Origin of the sequence: Lacinutrix himadriensis, assembly GCF_001418105.1 — a bacterium.
Taxonomy (GTDB): domain Bacteria; phylum Bacteroidota; class Bacteroidia; order Flavobacteriales; family Flavobacteriaceae; genus Oceanihabitans; species Oceanihabitans himadriense.
The window spans coordinates 314,887-336,572 of the sequence record NZ_LIQI01000019.1; the positions used below are offsets into that span (position 1 = coordinate 314,887).

23 protein-coding genes are annotated in these 21,686 nt (G+C 33.4%); 1 reads left to right on the forward strand and 22 read right to left on the reverse strand.

All coding sequences use genetic code 11. From position 1 onward, the window contains the following. The 22 genes from AMD28_RS07015 to AMD28_RS07120 all read right to left on the reverse strand — a co-directional run bounded on the left by AMD28_RS07015 (position 1) and on the right by AMD28_RS07120 (position 19,810). Complete coding sequence (locus AMD28_RS07015) at positions 1–669, reverse strand: exodeoxyribonuclease III (protein ID WP_241492452.1); 669 nt, start codon at positions 667–669, stop codon at positions 1–3. Between the two features lie 225 nt (positions 670–894). Further along, the gene (locus tag AMD28_RS07020) at positions 895–3,396 is read right to left on the reverse strand and encodes a cation-translocating P-type ATPase (RefSeq protein ID WP_055443445.1); all 2,502 of its coding nucleotides are present in this window, start codon (positions 3,394–3,396) and stop codon (positions 895–897) included. Between the two features lie 83 nt (positions 3,397–3,479). After that, positions 3,480–5,240 carry an APC family permease gene (locus tag AMD28_RS07025; RefSeq protein ID WP_055443446.1) on the reverse strand — a complete coding sequence of 587 codons (1,761 nt, stop codon included), beginning with the start codon at positions 5,238–5,240 and terminating at the stop codon, positions 3,480–3,482. A 60-nt stretch (positions 5,241–5,300) separates the two neighbouring features. Continuing rightward, complete coding sequence (locus AMD28_RS07030) at positions 5,301–6,197, reverse strand: 3-hydroxyacyl-CoA dehydrogenase (protein WP_055443579.1); 897 nt, start codon at positions 6,195–6,197, stop codon at positions 5,301–5,303. Between the two features lie 22 nt (positions 6,198–6,219). Then, the gene (locus AMD28_RS07035) at positions 6,220–6,888 is read right to left on the reverse strand and encodes a BON domain-containing protein (protein ID WP_055443447.1); all 669 of its coding nucleotides are present in this window, start codon (positions 6,886–6,888) and stop codon (positions 6,220–6,222) included. A gap of 170 nt (positions 6,889–7,058) precedes the next feature. Next, positions 7,059–7,712, reverse strand: a complete 654-nt coding sequence (locus AMD28_RS07040; RefSeq protein WP_055443448.1) for a BON domain-containing protein — start codon at positions 7,710–7,712, stop codon at positions 7,059–7,061. Positions 7,713–7,925: 213 nt separating this feature from the next. Beyond that, on the reverse strand, positions 7,926–8,402 hold the full coding sequence (locus AMD28_RS07045) for a Dps family protein (protein WP_055443449.1): 477 nt from the start codon (positions 8,400–8,402) through the stop codon (positions 7,926–7,928). Between the two features lie 83 nt (positions 8,403–8,485). Continuing rightward, entirely contained in the window at positions 8,486–9,109 is a 624-nt protein-coding gene (locus AMD28_RS07050; RefSeq protein WP_055443450.1) for a DUF2238 domain-containing protein, read from the reverse strand. A 62-nt stretch (positions 9,110–9,171) separates the two neighbouring features. Next, positions 9,172–10,764 (reverse strand): oleate hydratase, encoded by a 1,593-nt coding sequence (locus AMD28_RS07055; protein WP_055443451.1) that lies wholly within the window; start codon positions 10,762–10,764, stop codon positions 9,172–9,174. Positions 10,765–10,914: 150 nt separating this feature from the next. Continuing rightward, positions 10,915–11,484 (reverse strand): HdeD family acid-resistance protein, encoded by a 570-nt coding sequence (locus tag AMD28_RS07060; RefSeq protein WP_055443452.1) that lies wholly within the window; start codon positions 11,482–11,484, stop codon positions 10,915–10,917. A gap of 20 nt (positions 11,485–11,504) precedes the next feature. After that, positions 11,505–12,005: a hypothetical protein gene (locus tag AMD28_RS07065; RefSeq protein ID WP_055443453.1), complete on the reverse strand. Its 501-nt coding sequence runs from the start codon at positions 12,003–12,005 to the stop codon at positions 11,505–11,507. A gap of 25 nt (positions 12,006–12,030) precedes the next feature. Next, a complete protein-coding gene (locus tag AMD28_RS07070; RefSeq protein ID WP_055443454.1) occupies positions 12,031–12,507 on the reverse strand; it encodes a coiled-coil domain-containing protein in 477 nt (158 codons plus the stop codon). A gap of 22 nt (positions 12,508–12,529) precedes the next feature. Continuing rightward, positions 12,530–13,228 carry a 2,3-bisphosphoglycerate-dependent phosphoglycerate mutase gene (locus AMD28_RS07075; RefSeq protein WP_055443455.1) on the reverse strand — a complete coding sequence of 233 codons (699 nt, stop codon included), beginning with the start codon at positions 13,226–13,228 and terminating at the stop codon, positions 12,530–12,532. A 45-nt stretch (positions 13,229–13,273) separates the two neighbouring features. Next, the gene (locus AMD28_RS07080; RefSeq protein ID WP_055443456.1) at positions 13,274–14,092 is read right to left on the reverse strand and encodes a DUF1269 domain-containing protein; all 819 of its coding nucleotides are present in this window, start codon (positions 14,090–14,092) and stop codon (positions 13,274–13,276) included. 34 nt (positions 14,093–14,126) lie between these two features. Next, positions 14,127–15,728, reverse strand: a complete 1,602-nt coding sequence (locus AMD28_RS07085) for an oleate hydratase (RefSeq protein ID WP_055443457.1) — start codon at positions 15,726–15,728, stop codon at positions 14,127–14,129. A gap of 40 nt (positions 15,729–15,768) precedes the next feature. Beyond that, on the reverse strand, positions 15,769–16,278 hold the full coding sequence (locus AMD28_RS07090; protein ID WP_055443458.1) for a ferritin: 510 nt from the start codon (positions 16,276–16,278) through the stop codon (positions 15,769–15,771). Positions 16,279–16,414: 136 nt separating this feature from the next. Next, positions 16,415–16,681 carry a DUF5661 family protein gene (locus AMD28_RS07095; RefSeq protein ID WP_055443459.1) on the reverse strand — a complete coding sequence of 89 codons (267 nt, stop codon included), beginning with the start codon at positions 16,679–16,681 and terminating at the stop codon, positions 16,415–16,417. A gap of 264 nt (positions 16,682–16,945) precedes the next feature. Further along, positions 16,946–18,220, reverse strand: a complete 1,275-nt coding sequence (locus tag AMD28_RS07100; protein WP_055443460.1) for an MgtC/SapB family protein — start codon at positions 18,218–18,220, stop codon at positions 16,946–16,948. Positions 18,221–18,226: 6 nt separating this feature from the next. Further along, complete coding sequence (locus tag AMD28_RS07105) at positions 18,227–18,613, reverse strand: hypothetical protein (protein WP_055443461.1); 387 nt, start codon at positions 18,611–18,613, stop codon at positions 18,227–18,229. A gap of 101 nt (positions 18,614–18,714) precedes the next feature. Continuing rightward, a complete protein-coding gene (locus AMD28_RS07110; RefSeq protein WP_055443462.1) occupies positions 18,715–19,080 on the reverse strand; it encodes an arsenate reductase family protein in 366 nt (121 codons plus the stop codon). A 17-nt stretch (positions 19,081–19,097) separates the two neighbouring features. Continuing rightward, a complete protein-coding gene (locus tag AMD28_RS07115) occupies positions 19,098–19,316 on the reverse strand; it encodes a hypothetical protein (RefSeq protein WP_055443463.1) in 219 nt (72 codons plus the stop codon). Positions 19,317–19,351: 35 nt separating this feature from the next. After that, the gene (locus AMD28_RS07120) at positions 19,352–19,810 is read right to left on the reverse strand and encodes a hypothetical protein (RefSeq protein ID WP_055443464.1); all 459 of its coding nucleotides are present in this window, start codon (positions 19,808–19,810) and stop codon (positions 19,352–19,354) included. A 220-nt stretch (positions 19,811–20,030) separates the two neighbouring features. On the opposite strand from AMD28_RS07120, the gene AMD28_RS07125 reads away from it, so the two are divergent. Beyond that, entirely contained in the window at positions 20,031–21,605 is a 1,575-nt protein-coding gene (locus AMD28_RS07125; RefSeq protein ID WP_055443465.1) for an oleate hydratase, read from the forward strand. Positions 21,606–21,686: the final 81 nt, after the last annotated feature.

A 21,686-nucleotide genomic window follows, 5' to 3' on the forward strand; every position in this document is an offset into this window, starting at 1 on the left:
TTACAAATTGATTTCCATGCTAATTGGACAATGATCAGAACCATAGTATTCGGATAATATATTTGTAGCTTCTATTTTTTCAACTAGTAAATTACTTACCAAAAAGTAATCAATTCGCCATCCGGTGTTACGCTCTCTAGACTTAAAGCGATAGCTCCAAAAAGTATATGCAATCGTATTGGGATGTAAATATCTATAGCTATCTACAAATCCAGATTGGATAAAATGATCCATTCCGTCTATTTCAATTTGTGTATAACCTGCAGTTTTATTGTAATTAGATGCATCGTTTTTTAAATCGATAGCTTTGTGTGCAACATTAAAATCGCCACAAATAATAACCGGTTTTGTCTTTTCCAAATTTTTTAAATATTTCAAAAAATCGGTATCCCATTGTTGCCTATAATCTAAACGATCTAATTTTTGACCAGAATTAGGCACATAAACGTTTACTAAATAAAAACCTTCGTATTCTGCACATTGTATTCTACCTTCTGCATCATGCTCTGAAATGTTCATATCATTACTAACAGATAGTGGTTTCGTTTTACTTAAAATGGCCGTTCCAGAATACCCTTTTTTATCTGCAGAATTATAATACTGTTCATAACCATGCATCGACAACAGTGCTTTTTCCACTTCATTATCCTGCGCTTTTGTTTCCTGCAAACACAAAATATCTGGGTTTAAAATCCCTATAGATTCAAAAAAAATCCTTTTTCACTATAGCTCGTATTCCATTTACATTCCAAGACACAATTTTCATAAAATCTATTTTTTTTTTAGTGTAATCGACTACCTCTAATTTGTTTTTATATAAAATATATTTAAATTATTTAAACCTAAAAAATATCGTTTTTAATGAACAAATAAATACCATAAGAATCGCATTTACTATTGTGCTTTTTTACGTTTATACCACTTGACAGCTTCGCACCATATCACAGCTAAAAAACCTGTTCCCACGCTAATTAATAATTGAAAAAGGTTTAACGTTTCAAAAGTAAAAAAGTTTGCGAATGGTTTTATAAAAAGTAACGATGCTGTAATAGCAATGGTGATACCGATTATTAATGGAACTAGCTTATTTTTATACTTTAAGGTCGTTAAAACGGAATAATAAAAAGAACGATTAACCAAGGTTAGAAATATATTCGCGGCAATTAATGTGGTAAAAACCATACTTCGTGTTAGCGCTTCGCTATAACCATTTTGAATGCCATATTGATATACAATAAGCACACCCAAGGTAATTATTAAACCTTGCACGATACTCGTGGCTAATTCTTTTCCGTTAAAAAAAGTAACCGTAAACGGACGCGGTTTTTGAAGCATGCTATTTTTTTCTATCGGTTCATTTTCATAAATAATAGAACATGTTGGCCCCATAATTAATTCTAAAAAAATAATATGTACCGGATAAAATATATTTGGAAATTCCCAACCCAAGGCTAAAGGAATAAAAACGGTTAAAATAATTGGGATATGAATAGAGATAATATACTGAATGGCTTTTTTTAGATTTGCATAAATCCGTCTGCCCATAGCAATAGCATCTACCATTTTGGATAGATCATCTTCCAATAGAATCAAGGAAGCTGCTTGTTTCGCAATTTCAGTTCCTTTTTTACCCATCGCAATACCAATATGTGCCGCTTTTAGCGCAGGTCCGTCATTAACACCATCTCCAGTCATGGCAACAATTTCATTATTCGCTTTTAAAGCGTTGATAATTTTTAATTTTGCCTGCGGAAACATTCTTGTAAATATGGTAGTGTCTGCTACTTTTTGCTGTAATTCGGTAGCATTCAGCTGCATTAATTCATCGCCAGAAATACTTTTTTCATAGCCTTTGAATCCAATTTCTTTGGCAATAGCTTTAGTCGTTAATGCATTATCACCAGTAATAATTTTAACCTTTATTCCTGCTAAATTAAAATCTTCAAATACCGATGCTATATTTTTCTTTGGCGGATCGTAAAAAGCAACTATTCCTTTAAAATGAAATGGAAAATCTTGCTGTTTCTCTGGATAATCATTCCCTTCAAAATGCGTTTCCGCCACACCCAACACACGATACCCTTCTGATGTTATGGTTTTAATCGCATTATTTATTTGTTCCTTTTCTAAAGTGGAAAGATTGGAAATCGCCATTAAAGCTTCTGGTGCTCCTTTTGCTGCAATAATCCTTTTTCCTTGCTTGTTTTCAAAGACATGTGTCATCATTGGTGGTTTTCCACCTAAAGGATATTCGTGTACCAGTTGAAATTGAGAACGTTCGTCTATCTCGCTTGTATTTTTATATGCAGCATGCAAGGCTATTTCCATAGCATCAAAAGGAATGGGTTCACTTGCCCACATGGATATTCGAATTAGTTCTTTTTCAGCAACACCAAAACCATCCTCTATTTTGAATATTTTATTAGAAGACAAAGTGTAAAGTCTCGCAAGACTCATTTTATTTTCGGTTATAGTTCCCGTTTTATCTGTACAAATAACAGTGGCACTTCCTAAAGTCTCCACCGTTTTTATTTGTTTCACAATAACTCCCAATTTCATTAATCGCCATGCTCCCATTGCCATAAAGGTGGCGAAAGCGACAGGAATCTCCTCAGGCAAAATACTCATCGCTAAGGTTAAAGCTTTCAGTAAACTATCTAAAATATTATGAGAATGGTAGAAGTTAATTCCCCAAACAATTATAAAAACAACAGCACCAATAATAGCCATTTTTTTTACAAAATTGTTAATCTGTAATTCTAATGGCGTTTTTTCTTTTTGTATTCCTTCTAAGCTTTTTCCTATTTTTCCTAATTGCGTTTCACTACCTATAGCAGTAACCGTAACAATAGCCAATCCGCCGGAAACCAATGTTCCTTGATATACTTGATGATCTTCTTTTGTTTTGTCTTTATAAACGGTTAGGGATTCTCCGGTTAGGATAGATTCATTTACTGAAAAATCATTGGAATGGACAATAATTCCATCTGCAGCGACAGTACCTCCTTCTTCCACAATAAGGCTGTCACCTACAACTAATAATTCACTTTTTATTTCCTCGGTCTCGCCATTACGAATGACTTTACATTTAGGTTCTGAAAAGGTTTTAAGTTTCTCTAAAGCATTCCGACTTCTAGAATCTTGGTATAAGGAAATAGCGGCGACAAGAACTGTAGCTGCCGTAAGAAATATACCGTCTCCTATATTTCCACTAATAAAGTAAATAGAAGAAGCTACCAACAGCAAAATAACCATGGGCTCTTTTACTAAACTTTTAATAGCATCCAAAAAAGGATACTCTTTTTTAGCTTCTAGCTTGTTATAACCGTATGTAGTTCGTGCAGCTAATACTTCTTCATTGGTCAGCCCTTTTATGTTAAAATTATTTGTTTGCATTAAAAAATTATGGGAAAGTGGTTTTTTTATAAATTTAATACATTCGTTTTAAAATTTGGACTTTCTAATGGAAAAACCTTCCATCAAATGATTAATCGTACACCACCTAATTCTTCAATTTTATACGGAAAATGGTCTCCTGGTGAACCGATAAACATAAAGTTGATTGGAATGTTCCATTCTTTGGATAATTTAGTGATTAGTTCTGGTCCAAAATTAGCATCTAGTTCTATAAACTCGATTTTAATTAAAGGGTATTCCCTATCCACGACATCTATATCATTTCTAAATTGTTCTGTAATCGGATTACCATTTTTTGTAGCCGTAACGACTTTTAATTTTTTGGTATGTTCATTTCTTTGAATATATAACAACACTTTATTTAGTGTTTCTACATCGTCATCCTTTGTAAAATAGACAAATTCCTGAGAGTTAATCGTATCAATTACTGCCAGTATTTTACTATCTGTTTTCATCACAAAACTACGAACAGGATCAAAAATGGTATGGATTACTTTTAATAGCACTTTTAGCAATAAAGTTCTATTCAGCATTATCGTTGTAAAAACAATAGCAGGAATAAAATAATCTAAAAAGACAGCTACATTACTAGCACCACCTTCTATTGGAGGCATAACTACATTACCTATTAACGCTATAATCACAGCCGTAATTGCAATAAGTATTGCAATCCAACTTGCTTTTTCCGGACGAGGCAAACTGTTTCTTTTTACTTTAAGAAGTACATTCCCTATTCCGAATAATGTCATTACAGATAAGAAGGAAATGGTATAAACACCAGCCAACAGTTTTACATTTCCTTTGGTAATAAGTAAAACAGAAATGGTTAAAATTAAGAAAACTAGGATAATGCGATACGAGCTTCCCCTACTATTTTTCTTAAGAAAAAACTGAGGCAAAACTCTATCTAAAGCCATTCTTTCTAACAATCCAGAAACACCAACAAAACTTGTTAATACTGCGCCACTAAGTACTAAAAAGGCATCTATACTTATTAAAATCGCTAACCAATTACCACCAACATGTGATGCCATTTCGATTAAAAGTGTATTTTGATATGCATCACTTTGTAATAAAGGAATTGCAAATAAAGACAGTGCAAACAATGCTGTTAACGGATTTAGTACACTTACTACAATCCACATATTCTTTAGTGTTTTTGGAAATACGCCTTTCTGTTGATCTTCGACAAAATTTGCAGAACTTTCAAATCCTGAAACCCCTAACATAGAAGCTGCAAAACCAAGAAAAATGGCTTTGGTTATACTCCCTGAAGTGGTTGGGAAATGCCAATTTTCAAGAAATAAACCAATACCATTATTAATCAAGAAGAAAATAATAAAACCACTTAATATAGCAAAAGACAGCAAGTGAAAAAGAAAAATACCTATAGCGACTTTGGAAGATTCCGAAACACCTACAATAGTGAGCGCTCCAAAAAAACTAAGCAGTATGATGGTCGCAATTATTACAGAAATGGAAGGCACCAAATGATGTAAATAATGAATGGCTTCATTTGCTGAAATAACTGCAGTAGCCATATAAGACAACAAGGTTAGTGTGGCTGCAAAAGAGGCCATAAATTTACTTGTTGTATTTAATAGTGCATTATAAGCTCCACCATTTAATGGTAATGCACCAACAACTTCTCCGTAAATTTTTCGAAACAAAAAAAGCACCAAAGACACGATAAGCAACGTAATCCAGGCATACTGTCCAGCAAAAGCAATAGCCAAAGCAGACACGTATAATACGGAAGAACTAATATCATTCCCACAAATAGCAGTTGCTGCCAACTCGCTTAATTTTTTATGCTTTTTCATAAATACACGTGCCTAAAACTTCTATTCCTTTGTCTATTAATAATTAAAATGACTTGCTATTTATTTTAAAAAATCGGGATTCTTAAACGCAGGATTTGGATATTTATAAAAACCTTCTCCTGTAGAGATTCCTAATTTGTTTTTATCTATAAAATTCTCTTTTAGATATTTTACCGTTTTAATGGTTATTGGATTATTGGTTTTCTCTGCTGCTATTTGATTAATATTATATGCAGTGGTAATCCCAACGATATCGAGAATTCCAAAAGGTCCTACAGGTGCTCCTGTTGCTTTTATCCACGTTTTATCTATAGTTTGCACATCTGCAACGTCGTTTACCAATAAGTTAGTCGCTGCACTTAATAATGGCACTAGCAAAGAGTTAAGAATATATCCTGGCTGCTCTTTATGAAGTGGTAAAGCCAACATACCAATAGCCTTTGCAAAAGCTACAACATCTTTAAAATTCTGTGGATCTGTAGTAGCATGCCCCATAACTTCTGCTGTGTTATGCATCCAAATGTTATTCGCAAAATGTAGTGCTAAAAACTTTGCTGGTCTTCCTGTGGCATCTGCAAACTGACTTGGTAAAAGCGTAGAAGAATTGGTTACAAACACGGTTTTCTCTGGAGCGACTTTCGCTAATTTATGATAAAATTCTATTTTAATTTTCGGATTTTCTGGTACTGCTTCAATGAGTAAATCGGCATCTTTTACCGCTTCTGCTAAATCGGAAGTATAATTTAAATTTTGATCTGTTTTATCTAATTGTTCTTGTGTTGCATTTAAATCACGTTTAAAAGCTTCACTCATGGTTTCAAATTTCGCTTTTGCTTTATCTAAAACTGCATCATTAATATCGTAAACCGTTACTTTAAATCCGTGAAACGCTGTTAGAAATGCTATTTGATATCCTAAAACACCGCTTCCTGCTATGGTTACATTTTTATAATTCATGGTACTATTTTTTAATTTGTTTTTATACATATATTGGGGAATATTCTACTTCCAATTGATTGATCACATTCGTAATTCCTGGAGCATGATACGCCGCGATTTCTGCATCCTCTTTTTCTTTCATAGAACGCACAGTTCCGCTTAATGTTAACTCTTGATTATGAATAGCCACATTAATGTTTTTGGCATCTATATTTGCCGAACGTTCAAATGCTTTTTTAATTTGATTTACTACATTTTGTGGCGTTGCTTTCGGCTTTACATCAATATTATTGATTACTTCTTTAACACCATATAAATGCTCGATAGTTCTTTTCGCAAAACTCTTTTGGTACTCCCATTCTAGTTCTCCAGTTAAATAAATTATTCCATCTTCTACTGTAACAATAATATCTTCGGAAGGTACCGAAGCATTCCACTCTAAAGCATTTATTGCTGCTTTTGCTATTTCTATATCCGATTTTTTATCGCTATCTGTGTATTTTACTTTAATTTCTTCTGCGACAGCTTTTATGCCAGATATACGCTTAACAGCATTTTCAATTGCTGTTTTTTTTGGTAAGTTACTTACAATTCCAGTAAGTGTTACAATACCATTGTTTACGGTTACACCAATCTCGGTTTCCTCAATATTGGGCTGCCATTTTAATTCGGCTAAAACGTCATTTTTAATTTCTAAATCTGTTTTCATAATCCATATACTTTAAATATTTTGATATCTAATTTAGTATAAAGTTACTGCGGTAAATAATATTATATGCTGACCTAAGTCAGTATAAAAAATCACCCTAACATCATATGATGTGTTAGGGTGATTTCCTATAAGACAACACTATTATGGTTTCTTATAAATTTATAAAATTAATACTCCACTACCAACTCGTTTTCCACACTCCATACTCCTGGCGCATAAAAAGCGGTTCGTCTAGCATCCTCTTTTTCTTTTAAGGAATGCACTTTACCTATCAATTTAATGTTATGACCTTCGGCTTTTACAGTAATCCCTTTAGAGTCAATATCTGCAGAACGTTCAAATGCTTTTTTAATTTTATTTTTAATGTCTTCTGCTCTTACCGGGTTTTTTAATGCAATATTATTTACCACATATTTTACACTTTGTAAGTTTTCCACCGCTTTTTTAGCCGCAGTTTTTTCAAAATCCCACATCACTTCCCCTTCTAGATATACCCAACCATCTTCCACTTTAACGTCGATTTTATTGGAAGGCACCGAAATATTCCATTTTAAAGCATTCACTGCAGCCTTAGCTATTTCTGTATCCGATTTGTGTGCAGAAGTACCATACTGCACTTCAATCTCTTCGGCTACAGCCTTCACCCCTACTACACTTTTAGCTGCTTTTTCTGCTTCACGCTTTTTAACATAACTATCTACAGTTCCTGTTAGCGTTACAATTCCATCTTTTACAACAACACCAATTTGCGTTTCATCAATACTTGGTTGCCATTCTAATTCTTCTAAGATGTCTTCTTTAATACTTAAATCTGATCTCATTATTTCTATGATTTAAATTAAACAATTATTATACACCAAAGATATGCACCACTTAAAACACTGACGCTGACCTACATCAGTAGGGTTCTTTTTTCTGAAAACTTTAACAAAGCAATCCTTTTTAGAACATAAACATCTTACAGCACAAAAAACCCAAACAATATAGCTACTGTTTGGGTTTTTAATTTTGAAGGATTTATAAATTTGGAATGCTTATTTTAAATGGGATCGTAACATCCAAGCTGTTTTTTCATGCTGTTCCATAAGCCCTGTAACGTAGTCGCTAATGCCATCTGCTTGCCATTTGTCGGCAATAGGTTTTATTTCTTCTCTAATAAAAATGATAATGCTTTCATGGTCTTCTAGCAATTCTGCAAAGATACTTTGACTATCATTTTTACCTTTTGTTTTTTCGGTAAGATGTGTCAATTCCGAATACTTTGCTAAAGTTGCAGGCACATAATGCCCTATCATACGTATTTTTTCTGCTACGGTATCTACAACCTCTTGTTGCTCTTCATATAAGGTTTCTAAATAAACATGTACCGAATGAAAATCTGGACCTTCAACATTCCAATGAAAGTTTAAAGTCTTAGAATACAATACAAATTCGTCTGCCAATATTTTTGATAATTGGTCTGCTATAGCTTGTCTGTTTTCTGCTGAAATTCCTATGTTTGGTGTTTTCATCTTTATGATTTTTAATTAATTATGAAGTAAAGGTATTGGATGTTTCAAACAATTATTATGACCTAAGTCAGTAGACACTATTTTTAAGATTTTTTTAATACGGAATAGATAGAATATCCCACAGAAGCAAATACAACACCTAAAAATGCTATTGCCATATCCTTTTGTGCATCCCAGATATCTCCTTGCGTACCCAAATAGGAAATTCCTTGTTCTACAAAAAAAACATCTGCTACTAGCCATTCTATAATTTCATATAAAGCGCTTGCAGATAGAATAATTAAAATAGGAAATCTTAAAGCTACTTTTTTTGAAATTTTAATCCAATTGGAAAGGCATTCTTGCAATGGATAATATAATAGAAATCCAAAACTAAAATGGACTAACCTATCATAATGATTTCTTGAAGAATGAAAAACCTCTTGTAGCCAATAGCCAAATAAATTTTGCGCATAGGTGTATTTAGAACCATACACGTGAAGACAAAGAAAGATACAAATTAGGAAATAACTATAATTACTAAAGCGATACTTTGCGTAGGTAAGCATTAAAAAAAGCAGTGCAATAACCGTTAACGTATTTTCTATAAACCAATTCTTAACGTCTGTTGTACCAATTAGGGAATTCCCCCAAACGATACTAAATAACAAACCAAACCAAAAAGGCTTATGTCCGATTACAGTTACAACACTGCTGTATAATTTCATTTTAATATCAATATTTATTATAAATGGTTAATGAAATTATTACGTTTCATTTTATAATTCCATTAGCCACTAATCGATTTTACAGCGGTTAATAGGGCTTTCGGACTATGTATAGAATCGTAAACAGGTAATACTTTCTTATCGGTTTCAAACAAACCAAAAACTGCGGTTTGCGCTGTTCTTACCGAATATTCTACGGTAAATACAACATCTTTTGGAACCTCAGCAAACTGTCCTAAAAACGCAAAATTAGTCGCTCCTTTTGGTAATACTTTTGGTCTATCTCCTTTTTTTCTTGGCATAAATAAACTATCAATATAAGGCATTGCTGTTGGAATACAATTTACTTTTCCTGCATGTACAATTGGATTCATTAAATCTTGTACTTTTAAATGATACCATAATTCTTCCAGTATTTCTTTACCAGTACATTCTGCCATTGTTTTATTCACATAGTTTCCTTTTCTATCTGGATACAATCCATAACCCCAAAATACTTTAACATCCTCTGGTTGGTTTGGAAAATGTGGTTGACGTGCAATAACTATAGACATCAACCAATTAGAATCTGTCATGGTCACTAAACCTCCTGTACCATCTACATTACCAGAAAAGTTTTCCATATAATCATGAAAAGTACTGTCCTTTAAAGTAGCGGTAAATGAATACCATTTTTGTAAATCGATGTTATCACAAAAAGGATTTGGATTACCAAAAGCTTTATCTTTTTTCGCTAGTGTTTTCCATAGTTGCCAAGATCCTGATTCCGCAATTCCTTTTAGTTTCGCAGGTCTTTCCCAGGCACCATTATCGGTGCTTTCTGTAATAGAACCATTAGTAATAAAGACGTAATCGTTTTCCCCAAGTACGATTTCATTTTTATCTTTTAAATGGATAACTGTCGCTGTTTTTTTATCTGAAGACAAATTAAAATCGATATCCACGACTTCGTGACCTAAGTCAAAATGTACACCGTAATCCTTTAAATAATTTCTTAATGGAATAACTACAGAATGGTACTGATTGTACTTGGTGCGCATTACTCCTCCTAATCTTTTTAAACCATCAATTAAATGAATAAAGCGTTTCATATAGCGTCTCATTTCTACAACGCTGCTCCATTTTTGAAAAGCAAACATGGTAGACCAGATGTACCAAAAATTAGTTTCGAAAAAGGCTTGATCAAACCAATCTTCAATTCTTTTATTACTTAATGATTTCTCGGAAGCGAATATCAGTTTTAAAAATTCTGCTTGTTGTTTTTTGGATAGTCCATAAGAAGACACATCCATAATTTTCCCTTCTTTTAAAAGTCTCGCTTGTCCGTTGGATACAAATCGTTTATTAAATTCAAACGACTCATCACGTACAGAAACATTTGGATCATCATAGGAAGGAATATTAGATAATAAATCCCAATAGCAAGCATAATGCGCTTCATGCATTCTACCGCCTCGTACTACAAAACCTTCTTCTTTATCTCCTGCGCCATCCAATGCTCCTCCAAGAATAGTATCTTTTTCTAAAATATGTATATTTTTTCCTTGCACACCCGCATCTTTAACTAAAAAAACGGCACTTGCAAGAGAAGCTATTCCACTTCCTATAAGATATACTTTAGCTTCTTCTGGGTTTTTGTTTTTTATTTTACTCATAATATTATAGATAAAAATTAATAAGTAATGTGATAACCGTTCATGTATTTTCTATCCGTTAAATCTGATTAGTAAACGGTTTTGGTTACTAAAAACGAATTAAAAAACGTATACTTTTAACGGTTATAACAGCACTTTAAATTTGTTGTTTTAACTGAATTTATTCTTGATTTTTTTTAAATCAAATGCTAGAAATATTCTAAAAACACCAGCGGTAATACATGCCATTGCTGTCATATACACGATGCTTAATCCTGCAAAAATTGGATTCGCTAATAATAGAAAGGCAAAAAGTAAGGTTAGAATTCCTAGAAATAAAAACCATCCCCAATTAGGTACATCAGCAGATTTAAATTGAAAGGACAAACCAATAGCCATAAACCCTTGAAACAACAACCAAAAACCTATATAAAAAGGTAGAATGGCCATCGTCATTAACGGATGTGAGATTAGTAATATTCCTATTATAAGATCTAGAATTCCACCTGCCAGATGCCAACCCCAACCTTCCATCTCGTTGCTGCTAGAAACAGAAAATGCGATTTGAGAAATACCAGAAACAATGATAAATACACTAAAAACAATACTTAAAGACACATAACTTGCTAGTGGTGTTTGAAAGACCCAAACTCCTGCAATTATGTATAAAATACCGAGTAAAAGGGATATCCACCAATTTTTTACTGCGGATTGTGCGGAACTTAAAATGGTAGTTGCCATAACGTTTTTATTTAAAATTATTAATCGACATTATTTTTAAAAAGATCTTTTAAAGCAGTCCCTAGTTCTGTCATATCATGATTAAACTCACGCTCGAATTTCAGTTCATTTGCTACAGTAGTCGCATTAAAAGAAACGACACCGTCTTCAAACGCTTTAGCTCTTTTTGCTAATTTCTCTTTAAGTTCTTTATTTTTTTGTTCTAGGGTATCTAGTTCTTTTGTCAATTTTTCTTTTTCCTTTTTATTTGCTACTGCTATTTTTTCTCGAAGCGCTTTAATCTTATGCTCTGTATTATCAATGGCAGTTTCTGATGATGTTTTAAATTTCTGCCAATCGGAAGTCACACTAGTTTTAATTTCTTCACTAGTGTCTTTTGCTCCTTGTTTTAGATCATTATTAAGTTCTTTTACGTCCTCTTTAACCGATTTAGCATCTTGTTTAGATGCCTGTCCACAACTAGTTAAAACGACTCCTGCCATAAATACAATTACAGTTAAGGATAAAATATTTTTTTTCATAATTGATTGTTTTATTTGTTATTAATTAATACTCTTCTTTTTTACAAAATTCTCTAAGGCCCATTATAAGTTCATTCATATCACGGACAAACGATTTTTCAAAGGTTGTTTTTATGGCTTCATCATTTTCATTAAGATGTTCCATATCTGTGGTAATCTTTTTATTAATCTGAGCCAATCTCTCTTGGAGACCGTTCTTTTTTTGTTCTAAGGTATCCAGTGCTGTCCTGCATTTTTGTTCTTCTTTATTTATATCGGAAAATTCTCGCTTTAAATCTTCAATTTGACGCTCTCTTGCTTTAACAGCTATTTCTGCATCTTTTTTAAATGTCTCCCAATGTACTTTTAAGGAATCTTTTCTTACTTGATTTACCTGCAGATTAGCTTCCTTACTGTTTTCATTAGTTAATTTTAAATTTTTATTTGTCGCAGAACTGCAACCTAAGCATCCAATTCCTAAGAGAAGTACTAGTACAACCGATGCAAATATTTTAGCTTTCATATCTCATTATTTAAATTGCGAATTAACTTTCATGCTCTAAAACATATTTATCTTTTAATCTCATTTCGGTATCAAACTCATAAATATTTAACACTCCGGTTTTCACCTCCACATTAGAAATTTCAATAGGAGAAATTTTTTCAATATGTCCCATTAATGCTCGAATAGAATTTCCGTGTGCCGAAACTAAAACGGTCTTACCTTCTACTAATTCTGGGACTATCGCTTCAAAGAAGTATTGAACAGCTCTATGTCTGGTTTCCTCTAAGGATTCACCTAATGGTAATTCTTCGGTAGGAAGCTTCGCATACTTCGGATCAAATTTCGGATTCCTTTCGTCCTCCATAGATAAACTTGGAGGCGCCGTGCTAAAACCTCTTCTAACCTTTAAAAAAAGATCATCTCCCACTTCTTTTCTTACCGCTTCTTTTTTTCGACCTTGCCAAGCGCCATAATTTCGTTCATTAAGTTTCCAACTTTTTAAGAAGTCTATGTGCATTAAATTGGCAGTATCTAAAATAATCCATGCAGTTCGTATCGCTCTTTTTAGATACGATGAAAAACAGATATCTATAACTAATTTATTATCCCTTATAATTTGACCAGCTACCTTAGCTTCTTCGATTCCTTGAGGAGCAAGATCGATATCTGTCCATCCCGTAAATATGTTTTCTATATTCCAAAGGCTTTTTCCGTGTCTTACCAATATGAGCTTTCCCACTTCTATTTTATTTTTGAAATATTACTAACGCTATATTCTTCTTTGTTAATCCTCAATATCTTCTCCTAAAGCACTATGCAGTTGATATAACTTTTCTTCTTCCTTTTTGATTCTCTTATTCAGTCTATTTTTTCTTGCTGTAGCAAAAGCATCTGTAATAGCATGTTCTACATTATCCAAACGAGATTCTAATTTGTTAATTCTAGATTTTGTTTGGTTTTTAATTTCTTTTAAAGCCGCTTTTCTCTTCACTTCTAATGCTGCCATTTCCGCTTTTCTTTTTGCTTTTAGATCGGCAATCTTTGCTTTAATTTTAATTTTTTCTTCTGCTGTCGCTTTTCTTAGTTTTTGACGTTGGTCTTCAATGCTATCTTCAATGTCTTCTACTTGTTCATCTACATAATCATCGAATTCTATTCCTGCTTCACTTCTAATAATTTCGGAACTTAATCCTTTAAGCGCTTCATCAATAAAAATGGAACTATCTTCTGCTACTTCTGCCACAATTGCTATGGTTCCTGGAGTCATTTTATTACTCACCTTTTTAATAAATGCATCTTCAAAATCATAGCGACTAATATCCCAAACGGCTCCTGCGACTACACCTGTATATAGTCCGATAATTAATCCTAAAGGACCTACAAAAGCTCCAATAATACCTCCAAGAGCCATACCTGTAAAGGTTCTCCATCCTTCGCCATCGGTTTGATCGTTTAGTACTTCGTATTGATTGTTATCTTTTTTACGAATCATCATATGTTCATAGAGTGTAATATCTCCATATACATCTAATTCTTTCATTTTGTGTAAAGCTTCTATTGCTTTTTTCTCTTCCTTAAAAGGAACAACGATAATATTTGCCATTTTTATTAATTTTAAATGTTAATACTGATTTGATTTAGTGGAATGCTTTCGCTACGGTTTCTAGTTCCACTTTTAACGTTTTATCGAATTTTGTAATCGGTGGGATTTCCAGATCGATGTCTAGTAATTCATACACTGCCATTTGTGCTGCTCTAACGGAATACTCTACAGTAAATACCACATCATCTGGAATCTCTACAAACTGACTGATAAAAGCCAAGTTTTTAGAGTTTTTAGGCACAGGAAGTGGTCTATCTGTTTTTAATCGTGGCATAAACATACTGGTGATGTATGGCATTCTACAAGGAATACAAATTGCATTTGCAAACACTACATCATAATCGAATTTTAGATGTCCGCATAATTCTCTAAGAATTTCCTCTCCCGAACATGCAGTCATTGGTTTACCAACAAAGTTCCCAACACGATCTGGATGCAATCCGTAGGTAAAAAACACTTGTACATTATCTGGTTGATCTTTATAATGCGGTTGTTCATTTAATGAAAAACTCATAAACCAATTGGAATCTTTAAGTGTTACTTGGCTTCCTGTTCCTGCTTTGTTTCCCGATAATTTCTCCATTTGATCAAAGAATGCAGTGTCCTTCAAGGTTACTGTAAACGATTCCCAAAACGATTCTGCTATATTGGTATTAAACACTTCTGGTCTACCAAATCCAGGATATTTATTGGCTAGTTTCTCCCATAATTCCCAACCTTGACTATCTTCTTTAGTAAAGAATTCTGGAGCACTTGTCATAGAACCATAACTAGAAGCATCAGTCATAGAACCATTTTGATAGAATACTAAATCGCTATCTTTAATCGCTATGGTTTCGATATTACCTGCACTTTTATAGGTAATATGTTTTACTACTACTTTTTCAGTTTCTGTTCTTGCATCTAGAGCATATTCGGTATCTAAATCGGTCACCGTGCTACCTTTCATAAAATGAACACCATGGGATTGCAACCAAACTTGTAATGGAAGAATCATAGAATCGTACTGATTGTAAACCGTACGTTTAACACCGGTCATTGTTTCTACATTTGGAAACTCCTGCATAAAACGATGTAGGTAACGTTTAAATTCTACGGCACTATGCCAAGGGGAAAACGCAAAACTTGTACGCCACATAAACCAGAAATTTGTTTCGAAAAAGGAAGGAGAAAACCAATCGTAGATAGAACTATTACCTAGTTTTTCTTCGCTTGCTTCACTTAGTTTAAGAAGCTCGGCACGATTTGCCATTGAAAAACCAAGCTTAGATGCATCTACAATTGCTCGGTTTTTATCTATAAGGCGTGCTTTTGCATTTGATATTACTTTTTCATTGAATGCTATGGTCTCTTCGGTTACAGAAGTATTTGGATCTGTAAGGGATGGAATGGATTTAAACAATTCCCAAGTACATTCGTAAATATTTAATGTAAACATACGGGAACCACGTAATGTGTAGCCTTCCTCTGGATTTCCTCCTGCATCTAAACTCCCACCTAATACTGGCAGACTTTCGAAGATTGTAATATTATTTCCTGCTACTCCACCATCACGTATCAGGAATACTGCTCCTGCTAAGGATCCTATTCCGCCACCTATGAAATATGCTTTTCTATCTTTATTGCTATTATACATAATATCTAATTTTAATATTACTAATTGTTATTTAAATTAGTTAATCGGCTAATTCTCCCATCTCTTCATCCAACTCTCTTAGCATGATAGACTCTTCTCCAAAAGCTTCTAGTCGTCCTATTAAATATTGCACTTTGCTTAACTCTTCTGCTTGCTCTTTGCAAAACCATAAACCCAATTCTACAACCATAAAGTTTTCTTCGGTATGTGCTGCTTTGGTAAGTGCATAGCATTGTGTGGTAATTTCTTTTTCATGTTCTAATGCTGCCAGAATAACATCTGGAAGGCTAATAAAATCTTGTTTTGGTTGTTTTAAAGCTGGAGTGATTGGTTGGATACCATTTGCTAAAAGCATTTTTTTTGCTTTAGCTGCATGCACCAACTCTTCATCACTATATTGTTTAAATAATTTCGCTGCTCCTACAAACCCTTTATCATCTAACCAAGTAGACATGGCTAAATATATTCTTGAAGAATATTCTTCTTGTTCTACTCTATAATTTAGCAACTTCACCATTGCTTCGCTTAAAAATTCTGATTTCGTTTTCATGTTCTTTCTATTTAAAATATTCATTTTTTATTTTGAAGTATCTAATTTTTGATATCTGTTTACACTTCAAAATTATATTGTTATGAGGAGAGACACACTGACCTACGTCAGCGCTAGCAAACTGATTTAAATCAGTTTACTCCTTTTTGTTCCAAAATTCTTCCGCTTCATTTTCCATTTTTTCTAAGCGTGTATAGTAATCTGGAAACTCTTTTAAATGCGCCCATGCTATTTTTCCAGTGATGTTTTTATCGTCGTTGGTAACATTCGTTTCTGGGTATCTTGAACCGTGCTCGAATTCTACATTTATTCCTTTTGTGAATTCATCTAATGGTACATCTGTCCATGGAATACCAAGAGTATCTCCAATTTCTTTTGCTTCTTGTGCGTTTAATTTTTTCATTGTCTTGTAATTTATTGGACAGAAAATTGATAAAACCACTGTCTTCATTTCTAGTGTAAAACTACTGGTATAGAAGCATATGAACACTGACCTACATCAGCATGATAAAAAAGAATCTATTTTTTTGAAGGGTATTTTGTTTTGCGAATTTGCGTGAAGGATTGCAGTGAAAATCCCGCAGCTCGACGCAGGAGATGCGAGGAATTGTAGCGTAAAGCCTGACCCTTGTGGTCACGCCCAACTTTTAAAAACAGAAAAATACAATTAGCTACGAATAATAAAAATGTAAAGGATACCAACTAAAATTACGCTTCCAAAAGCATAGCCAACAAGTTTACCTGCTGCTTTGGAACCTTTAAATGCAGTGATACCCAATTTTACTAGCATATTACTAATGGTCGCCGCAATAATTACGGAAGCTGCGAGATTTAATTTTTCGCCATCTAAAGAGAATTTAGACATGCTAATGGTAATGGCATCGGTATCTGCCAGACCTGCAATTAATGCGGAATAATACAAACCACTTTCGCCAAAAAACTGATTGCTATAAAAAACGGCGAAAAGAATAATGACATATACTGCTCCGAATTTTATGGCATTCAAGATGTTTAATGGATTGCCTAATTTAATATTGGTGTCAGGTATAGCATCGTCTTTTCGCATTAAAAACAACGTTGCTGCCACGCAAATGCAAGTTAATATACCAAAGGGTATTGCTAAATGGATTAATATATTACTGTTAAAAATGTATGCTAGCAAGGCCAATCTAGGAAACATAATGGCAGATGCTACTATGATTCCTGCACTATACTTTTTGGAAAGCTCTGGAGATTCTTTACTACTGGATGCATAATTCCACGCTACTGCTGTGCTTGAGATAAGTCCGCCAAGGATTGCCGTTAGTATAATTCCTTTTTTCGAGCCAATAAATTTGACAAGAAAGTAACCTATAAAATTTAAGAAAGAAACAATAACGATAATGGATCCAATTTCGAATGGATTTAATAGATTATCTGGACCATAGGTTTTGTTGGGTAGAAAAGGAAGAATTAATAAGGCTATGATTACGAATTTTATGAAAGCGAAAAGCTCTTCGGAAGTAATATTTTGAATTACAGAACGAAACCTCGTTTTTAGAGATAATAAAGTAACTATAATTACAGCAGTTGCTACGGCATCTCGGTAATATGCTACCGAAACCATAACTCCTAAAACAAAGGTTGCTATTAAGGCTAAATTGGTGGTTAGGTCTTGACCAAGTATGTCTTGTTTTTGAGAATAGGTATTAAATGCCAAAAAGAGAATAAAAGTGCCCAAACTGATAATTAATAGCCAAGGCGTAAATATTTCGGTAAGATTACCTAATGAGAATCCAAGAATGGTAACAATAGGGAAAGTTCTTATACCTGCTATACCTTTGTCTTCCTTGAGTTTGTCGTACTCTCTTTCTAGACCAAGTATAAGACCTATCCCTAAACTGATTAGAACTCCTAGCATATAAGACCCTACGAGCTCACTAATTTCCTGATACCATTGCATTTAATATTACATATATTTTTCTAAAAATCTGAAAAATTCTTTTTTAAGATCTGCGTAAATCTCACGTTGTGTTTCCATTTTATTTCTAAATTCTACATGCTGTTTTGCTAATTGCACATCTATTGCGTCTTCGCCTTCTATGCTTTGTCCTGCAATACGCTCTTCATGTTTTTCTATGGTTTCTTGTAAATCTTCAATAACACCACCATGAAGAATAAATTCATTTTGATAATGCTCTAATTGTGCTAGCACATCTTTGTTTGTCCAACGTGTTACCAATTCACTTAATCTATTATTAAAGAATACTAATTCGCCTTTCCAAAATGCTAATTCGCCTTTCCATTGTTCGTGTTCGAAATGCATGTTGGAGTTGTATAAAATTTCTTTTTCCATGATTGTTTATTATTTATAATTAGTATCACAAAGGTTACCTTTTTATATAGTCTTTGAAATGACCTTGGTCAGTATTGAGACAAAATTAAAATCGGGTTTATTTATATTTTAAGAATATCTGTAGGTGTCTCCACCAAAATAGTTGTGTCTCCTCTTAAAGCTATTGGCTGCTTCATAATTTCAGGGTTGTGTTGTATCATTTTTATCCAGTCGTCTGTAGATAGATTATGATGTTCAAAAACAGAAGCATACGCTGGACTGTCCTGGTTAATAAGATCTGCGACTTCTAGGTGTAATCTTTCTGCAAGTTCTACCAGTTGCGTTCCTGTAATTTTAGTTTTTAACACATCTATTTCCTGCACCTTAAAACCATCTGCTTTAGCATAGGCTAAGGTTTGTTTTGCTATATCCGACTTTGAATTATAGTATACGGTTATTTGTCTTTTTGATGTCGCAATTTCTCCCATAATTTGAATATTAAAATCTATTGCTTTTTAATTTTTTCTTCCTCCACATAATGACCTAATAATTGCTTTAAACCTTCTAGATATTCTGCCATTACTTTTTTATCCATATGTGGACTTTCACTAACAGGCAAGGTTAATGGATTTTCATCAAGAGACCGATAAAGTTCCGGGTAATTGGTTTCAATTTTATTGGTTAACTGTGTAATTTCTGTAAGAATATTGTGTAAGTCTTTCATTATGCATATTTTTTAATGATTAAAACGTAAATAATCTATGGATGTAAAACATTAAGTTGCTTAATCAATTCTTCTCCTCCAATCATGTGTTCTGTAATTGCAAAAATTTCTTTTCTGTTTTTCCGGTAGTCTTTTACAAATTGTGAAAGATCATCTTCCAATTGTTCGTGTTCCGTTCTAAATTTATCGGAAACATATGTAAAAGGATCATCTACCAACTCCGCTAAATGATGAAAATGTTTATTAATACGATCTACTAATGAATTACATTGTTTTTCCACTTGAAGCAGGTTTACTTCCATTTCAAGCACCAAATCTATATTCTCTTTTTTGGATAGATATAAGAAGTATTTATCAATAAGATGATGCAGGAAATTTAAATCGCCTTTATAAAATTGCATATCCGATTTCCAGTGCTCGGTAAGCGCATATAACTGTGTCCAAGTTGCTTCATGAATAAAGTTGTCTTTGGGTCTGATTCTATAATCATTCATAACTAGTATTATTTAAAGTATAAAGATAAAGATGAAATTCTCCCAAAGAAATGACTTTGGTCAGTTTAAAACTATGAAACACCAGATCGGTAAAATTTCGCAAATAATATATCTCTTCAATTTTAAAAGAATAAGACCACTGACCTATATCATTTCTGTAAACCATTGCCAACTCTAATTTTGTAGAACACACAATATTTAATATAAAAAAATTAAAAATATGAGAACTAAAAATTTTAAAGCATATTGTTTAGGTGGCGGACTTGGCTCCCTATCTGCAGCTGTATTTATGATTCGTGATGGCGGAATTTCAGGAAATCAAATTACTGTTTTCGAAAAACTACCAACACTAGGAGGTTGCTTAGATGGTGCACGTCTTGAAGATGGCAGTTATTCCCTTCGTGGTGGCAGAATGCTTACCACAGATGCTTATGAATGTTTTTGGGGTTTGTTTAAAGACATCCCATCCATTAACAATAAAGGTATGTCTGTAAAAGACGAAACAATTGCCTTTAATAAAAAACACATCGCACACTCTCAAGGTCGTTTAGTAGATAAAAACTGTCATATTGTAGACACTTCTACCATGGGTTTTGATATGCATGATAGATTAGAATTTGTTAAACTTCTTGAAGCTTCAGAAGAAAAATTAGGCACCTCAAAAATCACCGATTGGTTATCTCCTGGTTTTTTTAAAACAAACTTCTGGTATATGTGGCAAACAACATTTGCTTTTGAACCTTGGCATAGTGCCGTAGAGTTTAAGCGTTATTTACACCGTTTCATGAATGAATTTCCAAGAATCAACACACTTGGTGGTGTTAAAAGAACTATTTATAATCAGTACGACTCTTTAGTACTCCCTCTAATTGCTTGGCTTCAAGGTAAAGGAGTTCATTTTGAATTAGCTACTACTGTAGACGATATAAACGTGGAAGATATCGATGGAAAAGTTACTGTTACTTCACTTACAGTAATTAACAAAAATGGCACTAAACAAGTTGCAGTTAACCCTGACGATATTGTTATTTTCCAAAATGGCTCTATGGTGGATGCTTCAAGTATTGGTTCTATGGACCATCCTCCTATTAAAAAAACAAAAGCAGATAGTAAAGGTTGGACGCTTTGGGAAAAACTTGCAAAAGGAAGACCTGACTTTGGAAATCCTGCATCATTTAACAGCAGTATTCCTGAGTCTTTTTGGGAATCGTTTACAGTAACTTTTAAATCCTCTGAATTTTTTGATAAAATAGAAAAAATGACCGGTAATAAAGCTGGAACTGGAGGACTGGTAACCTTCAAAGATTCTAATTGGTTAATGTCTGTTGTACTTTATAATCAACCTCATTTTATTGATCAACCAGATGATGTCTATATTCTTTGGGGTTATGCCTTACATGGAAACCGTGTTGGTGATTTTATACCAAAAACAATGATTGAAAGTAATGGGCAAGACATACTTAAAGAGTTAGCGGGACATTTTAATTTTGATGATAGTGTCTTTGAAGACGCAGTTTGCGTACCATGCAGAATGCCATATATCACTTCTATGTTTATGCCACGTGCTTACAACGACAGACCAAAACCGGTTCCTGAAAGCTCCAAAAATCTAGCATTTGTAAGCCAGTTTGTAGAACTTAAAGATGATGTTGTATTTACAGTGGAATATTCTGTTAGAGCTGCGCAAACTGCAGTCTATCAATTATTAAATATTGATTTGGTAATACCTAAAATTACAAAACATGATAAATCCCCTAAAGTACTCATTGATTCTTTTTTCAAATCCATTAAATAATGGAAGAAAAAACTTCAATAGGATCTTGTGAATCAAAAAACCGAGGCTATTTGCTTCGGTTTTTTGTTTTAAAAGCACCAT

Excerpts from the sequence above, each read along its gene's own strand:
- AMD28_RS07020 (WP_055443445.1), bottom strand. The coding sequence starts at position 3,396 with ATGCAAACAAATAATTTTAACATAAAAGGGCTGACCAATGAAGAAGTA.
- AMD28_RS07025 (WP_055443446.1), bottom strand. The coding sequence starts at position 5,240 with ATGAAAAAGCATAAAAAATTAAGCGAGTTGGCAGCAACTGCTATTTGT.
- AMD28_RS07030 (WP_055443579.1), bottom strand. The coding sequence starts at position 6,197 with ATGAATTATAAAAATGTAACCATAGCAGGAAGCGGTGTTTTAGGATAT.
- AMD28_RS07035 (WP_055443447.1), bottom strand. The coding sequence starts at position 6,888 with ATGAAAACAGATTTAGAAATTAAAAATGACGTTTTAGCCGAATTAAAA.
- AMD28_RS07040 (WP_055443448.1), bottom strand. The coding sequence starts at position 7,712 with ATGAGATCAGATTTAAGTATTAAAGAAGACATCTTAGAAGAATTAGAA.
- AMD28_RS07045 (WP_055443449.1), bottom strand. The coding sequence starts at position 8,402 with ATGAAAACACCAAACATAGGAATTTCAGCAGAAAACAGACAAGCTATA.
- AMD28_RS07050 (WP_055443450.1), bottom strand. The coding sequence starts at position 9,109 with ATGAAATTATACAGCAGTGTTGTAACTGTAATCGGACATAAGCCTTTT.
- AMD28_RS07055 (WP_055443451.1), bottom strand. The coding sequence starts at position 10,764 with ATGAGTAAAATAAAAAACAAAAACCCAGAAGAAGCTAAAGTATATCTT.
- AMD28_RS07060 (WP_055443452.1), bottom strand. The coding sequence starts at position 11,484 with ATGGCAACTACCATTTTAAGTTCCGCACAATCCGCAGTAAAAAATTGG.
- AMD28_RS07065 (WP_055443453.1), bottom strand. The coding sequence starts at position 12,005 with ATGAAAAAAAATATTTTATCCTTAACTGTAATTGTATTTATGGCAGGA.
- AMD28_RS07070 (WP_055443454.1), bottom strand. The coding sequence starts at position 12,507 with ATGAAAGCTAAAATATTTGCATCGGTTGTACTAGTACTTCTCTTAGGA.
- AMD28_RS07080 (WP_055443456.1), bottom strand. The coding sequence starts at position 14,092 with ATGGCAAATATTATCGTTGTTCCTTTTAAGGAAGAGAAAAAAGCAATA.
- AMD28_RS07085 (WP_055443457.1), bottom strand. The coding sequence starts at position 15,728 with ATGTATAATAGCAATAAAGATAGAAAAGCATATTTCATAGGTGGCGGA.
- AMD28_RS07090 (WP_055443458.1), bottom strand. The coding sequence starts at position 16,278 with ATGAAAACGAAATCAGAATTTTTAAGCGAAGCAATGGTGAAGTTGCTA.
- AMD28_RS07095 (WP_055443459.1), bottom strand. The coding sequence starts at position 16,681 with ATGAAAAAATTAAACGCACAAGAAGCAAAAGAAATTGGAGATACTCTT.
- AMD28_RS07100 (WP_055443460.1), bottom strand. The coding sequence starts at position 18,220 with ATGCAATGGTATCAGGAAATTAGTGAGCTCGTAGGGTCTTATATGCTA.
- AMD28_RS07105 (WP_055443461.1), bottom strand. The coding sequence starts at position 18,613 with ATGGAAAAAGAAATTTTATACAACTCCAACATGCATTTCGAACACGAA.
- AMD28_RS07110 (WP_055443462.1), bottom strand. The coding sequence starts at position 19,080 with ATGGGAGAAATTGCGACATCAAAAAGACAAATAACCGTATACTATAAT.
- AMD28_RS07115 (WP_055443463.1), bottom strand. The coding sequence starts at position 19,316 with ATGAAAGACTTACACAATATTCTTACAGAAATTACACAGTTAACCAAT.
- AMD28_RS07120 (WP_055443464.1), bottom strand. The coding sequence starts at position 19,810 with ATGAATGATTATAGAATCAGACCCAAAGACAACTTTATTCATGAAGCA.
- AMD28_RS07125 (WP_055443465.1), top strand. The coding sequence starts at position 20,031 with ATGAGAACTAAAAATTTTAAAGCATATTGTTTAGGTGGCGGACTTGGC.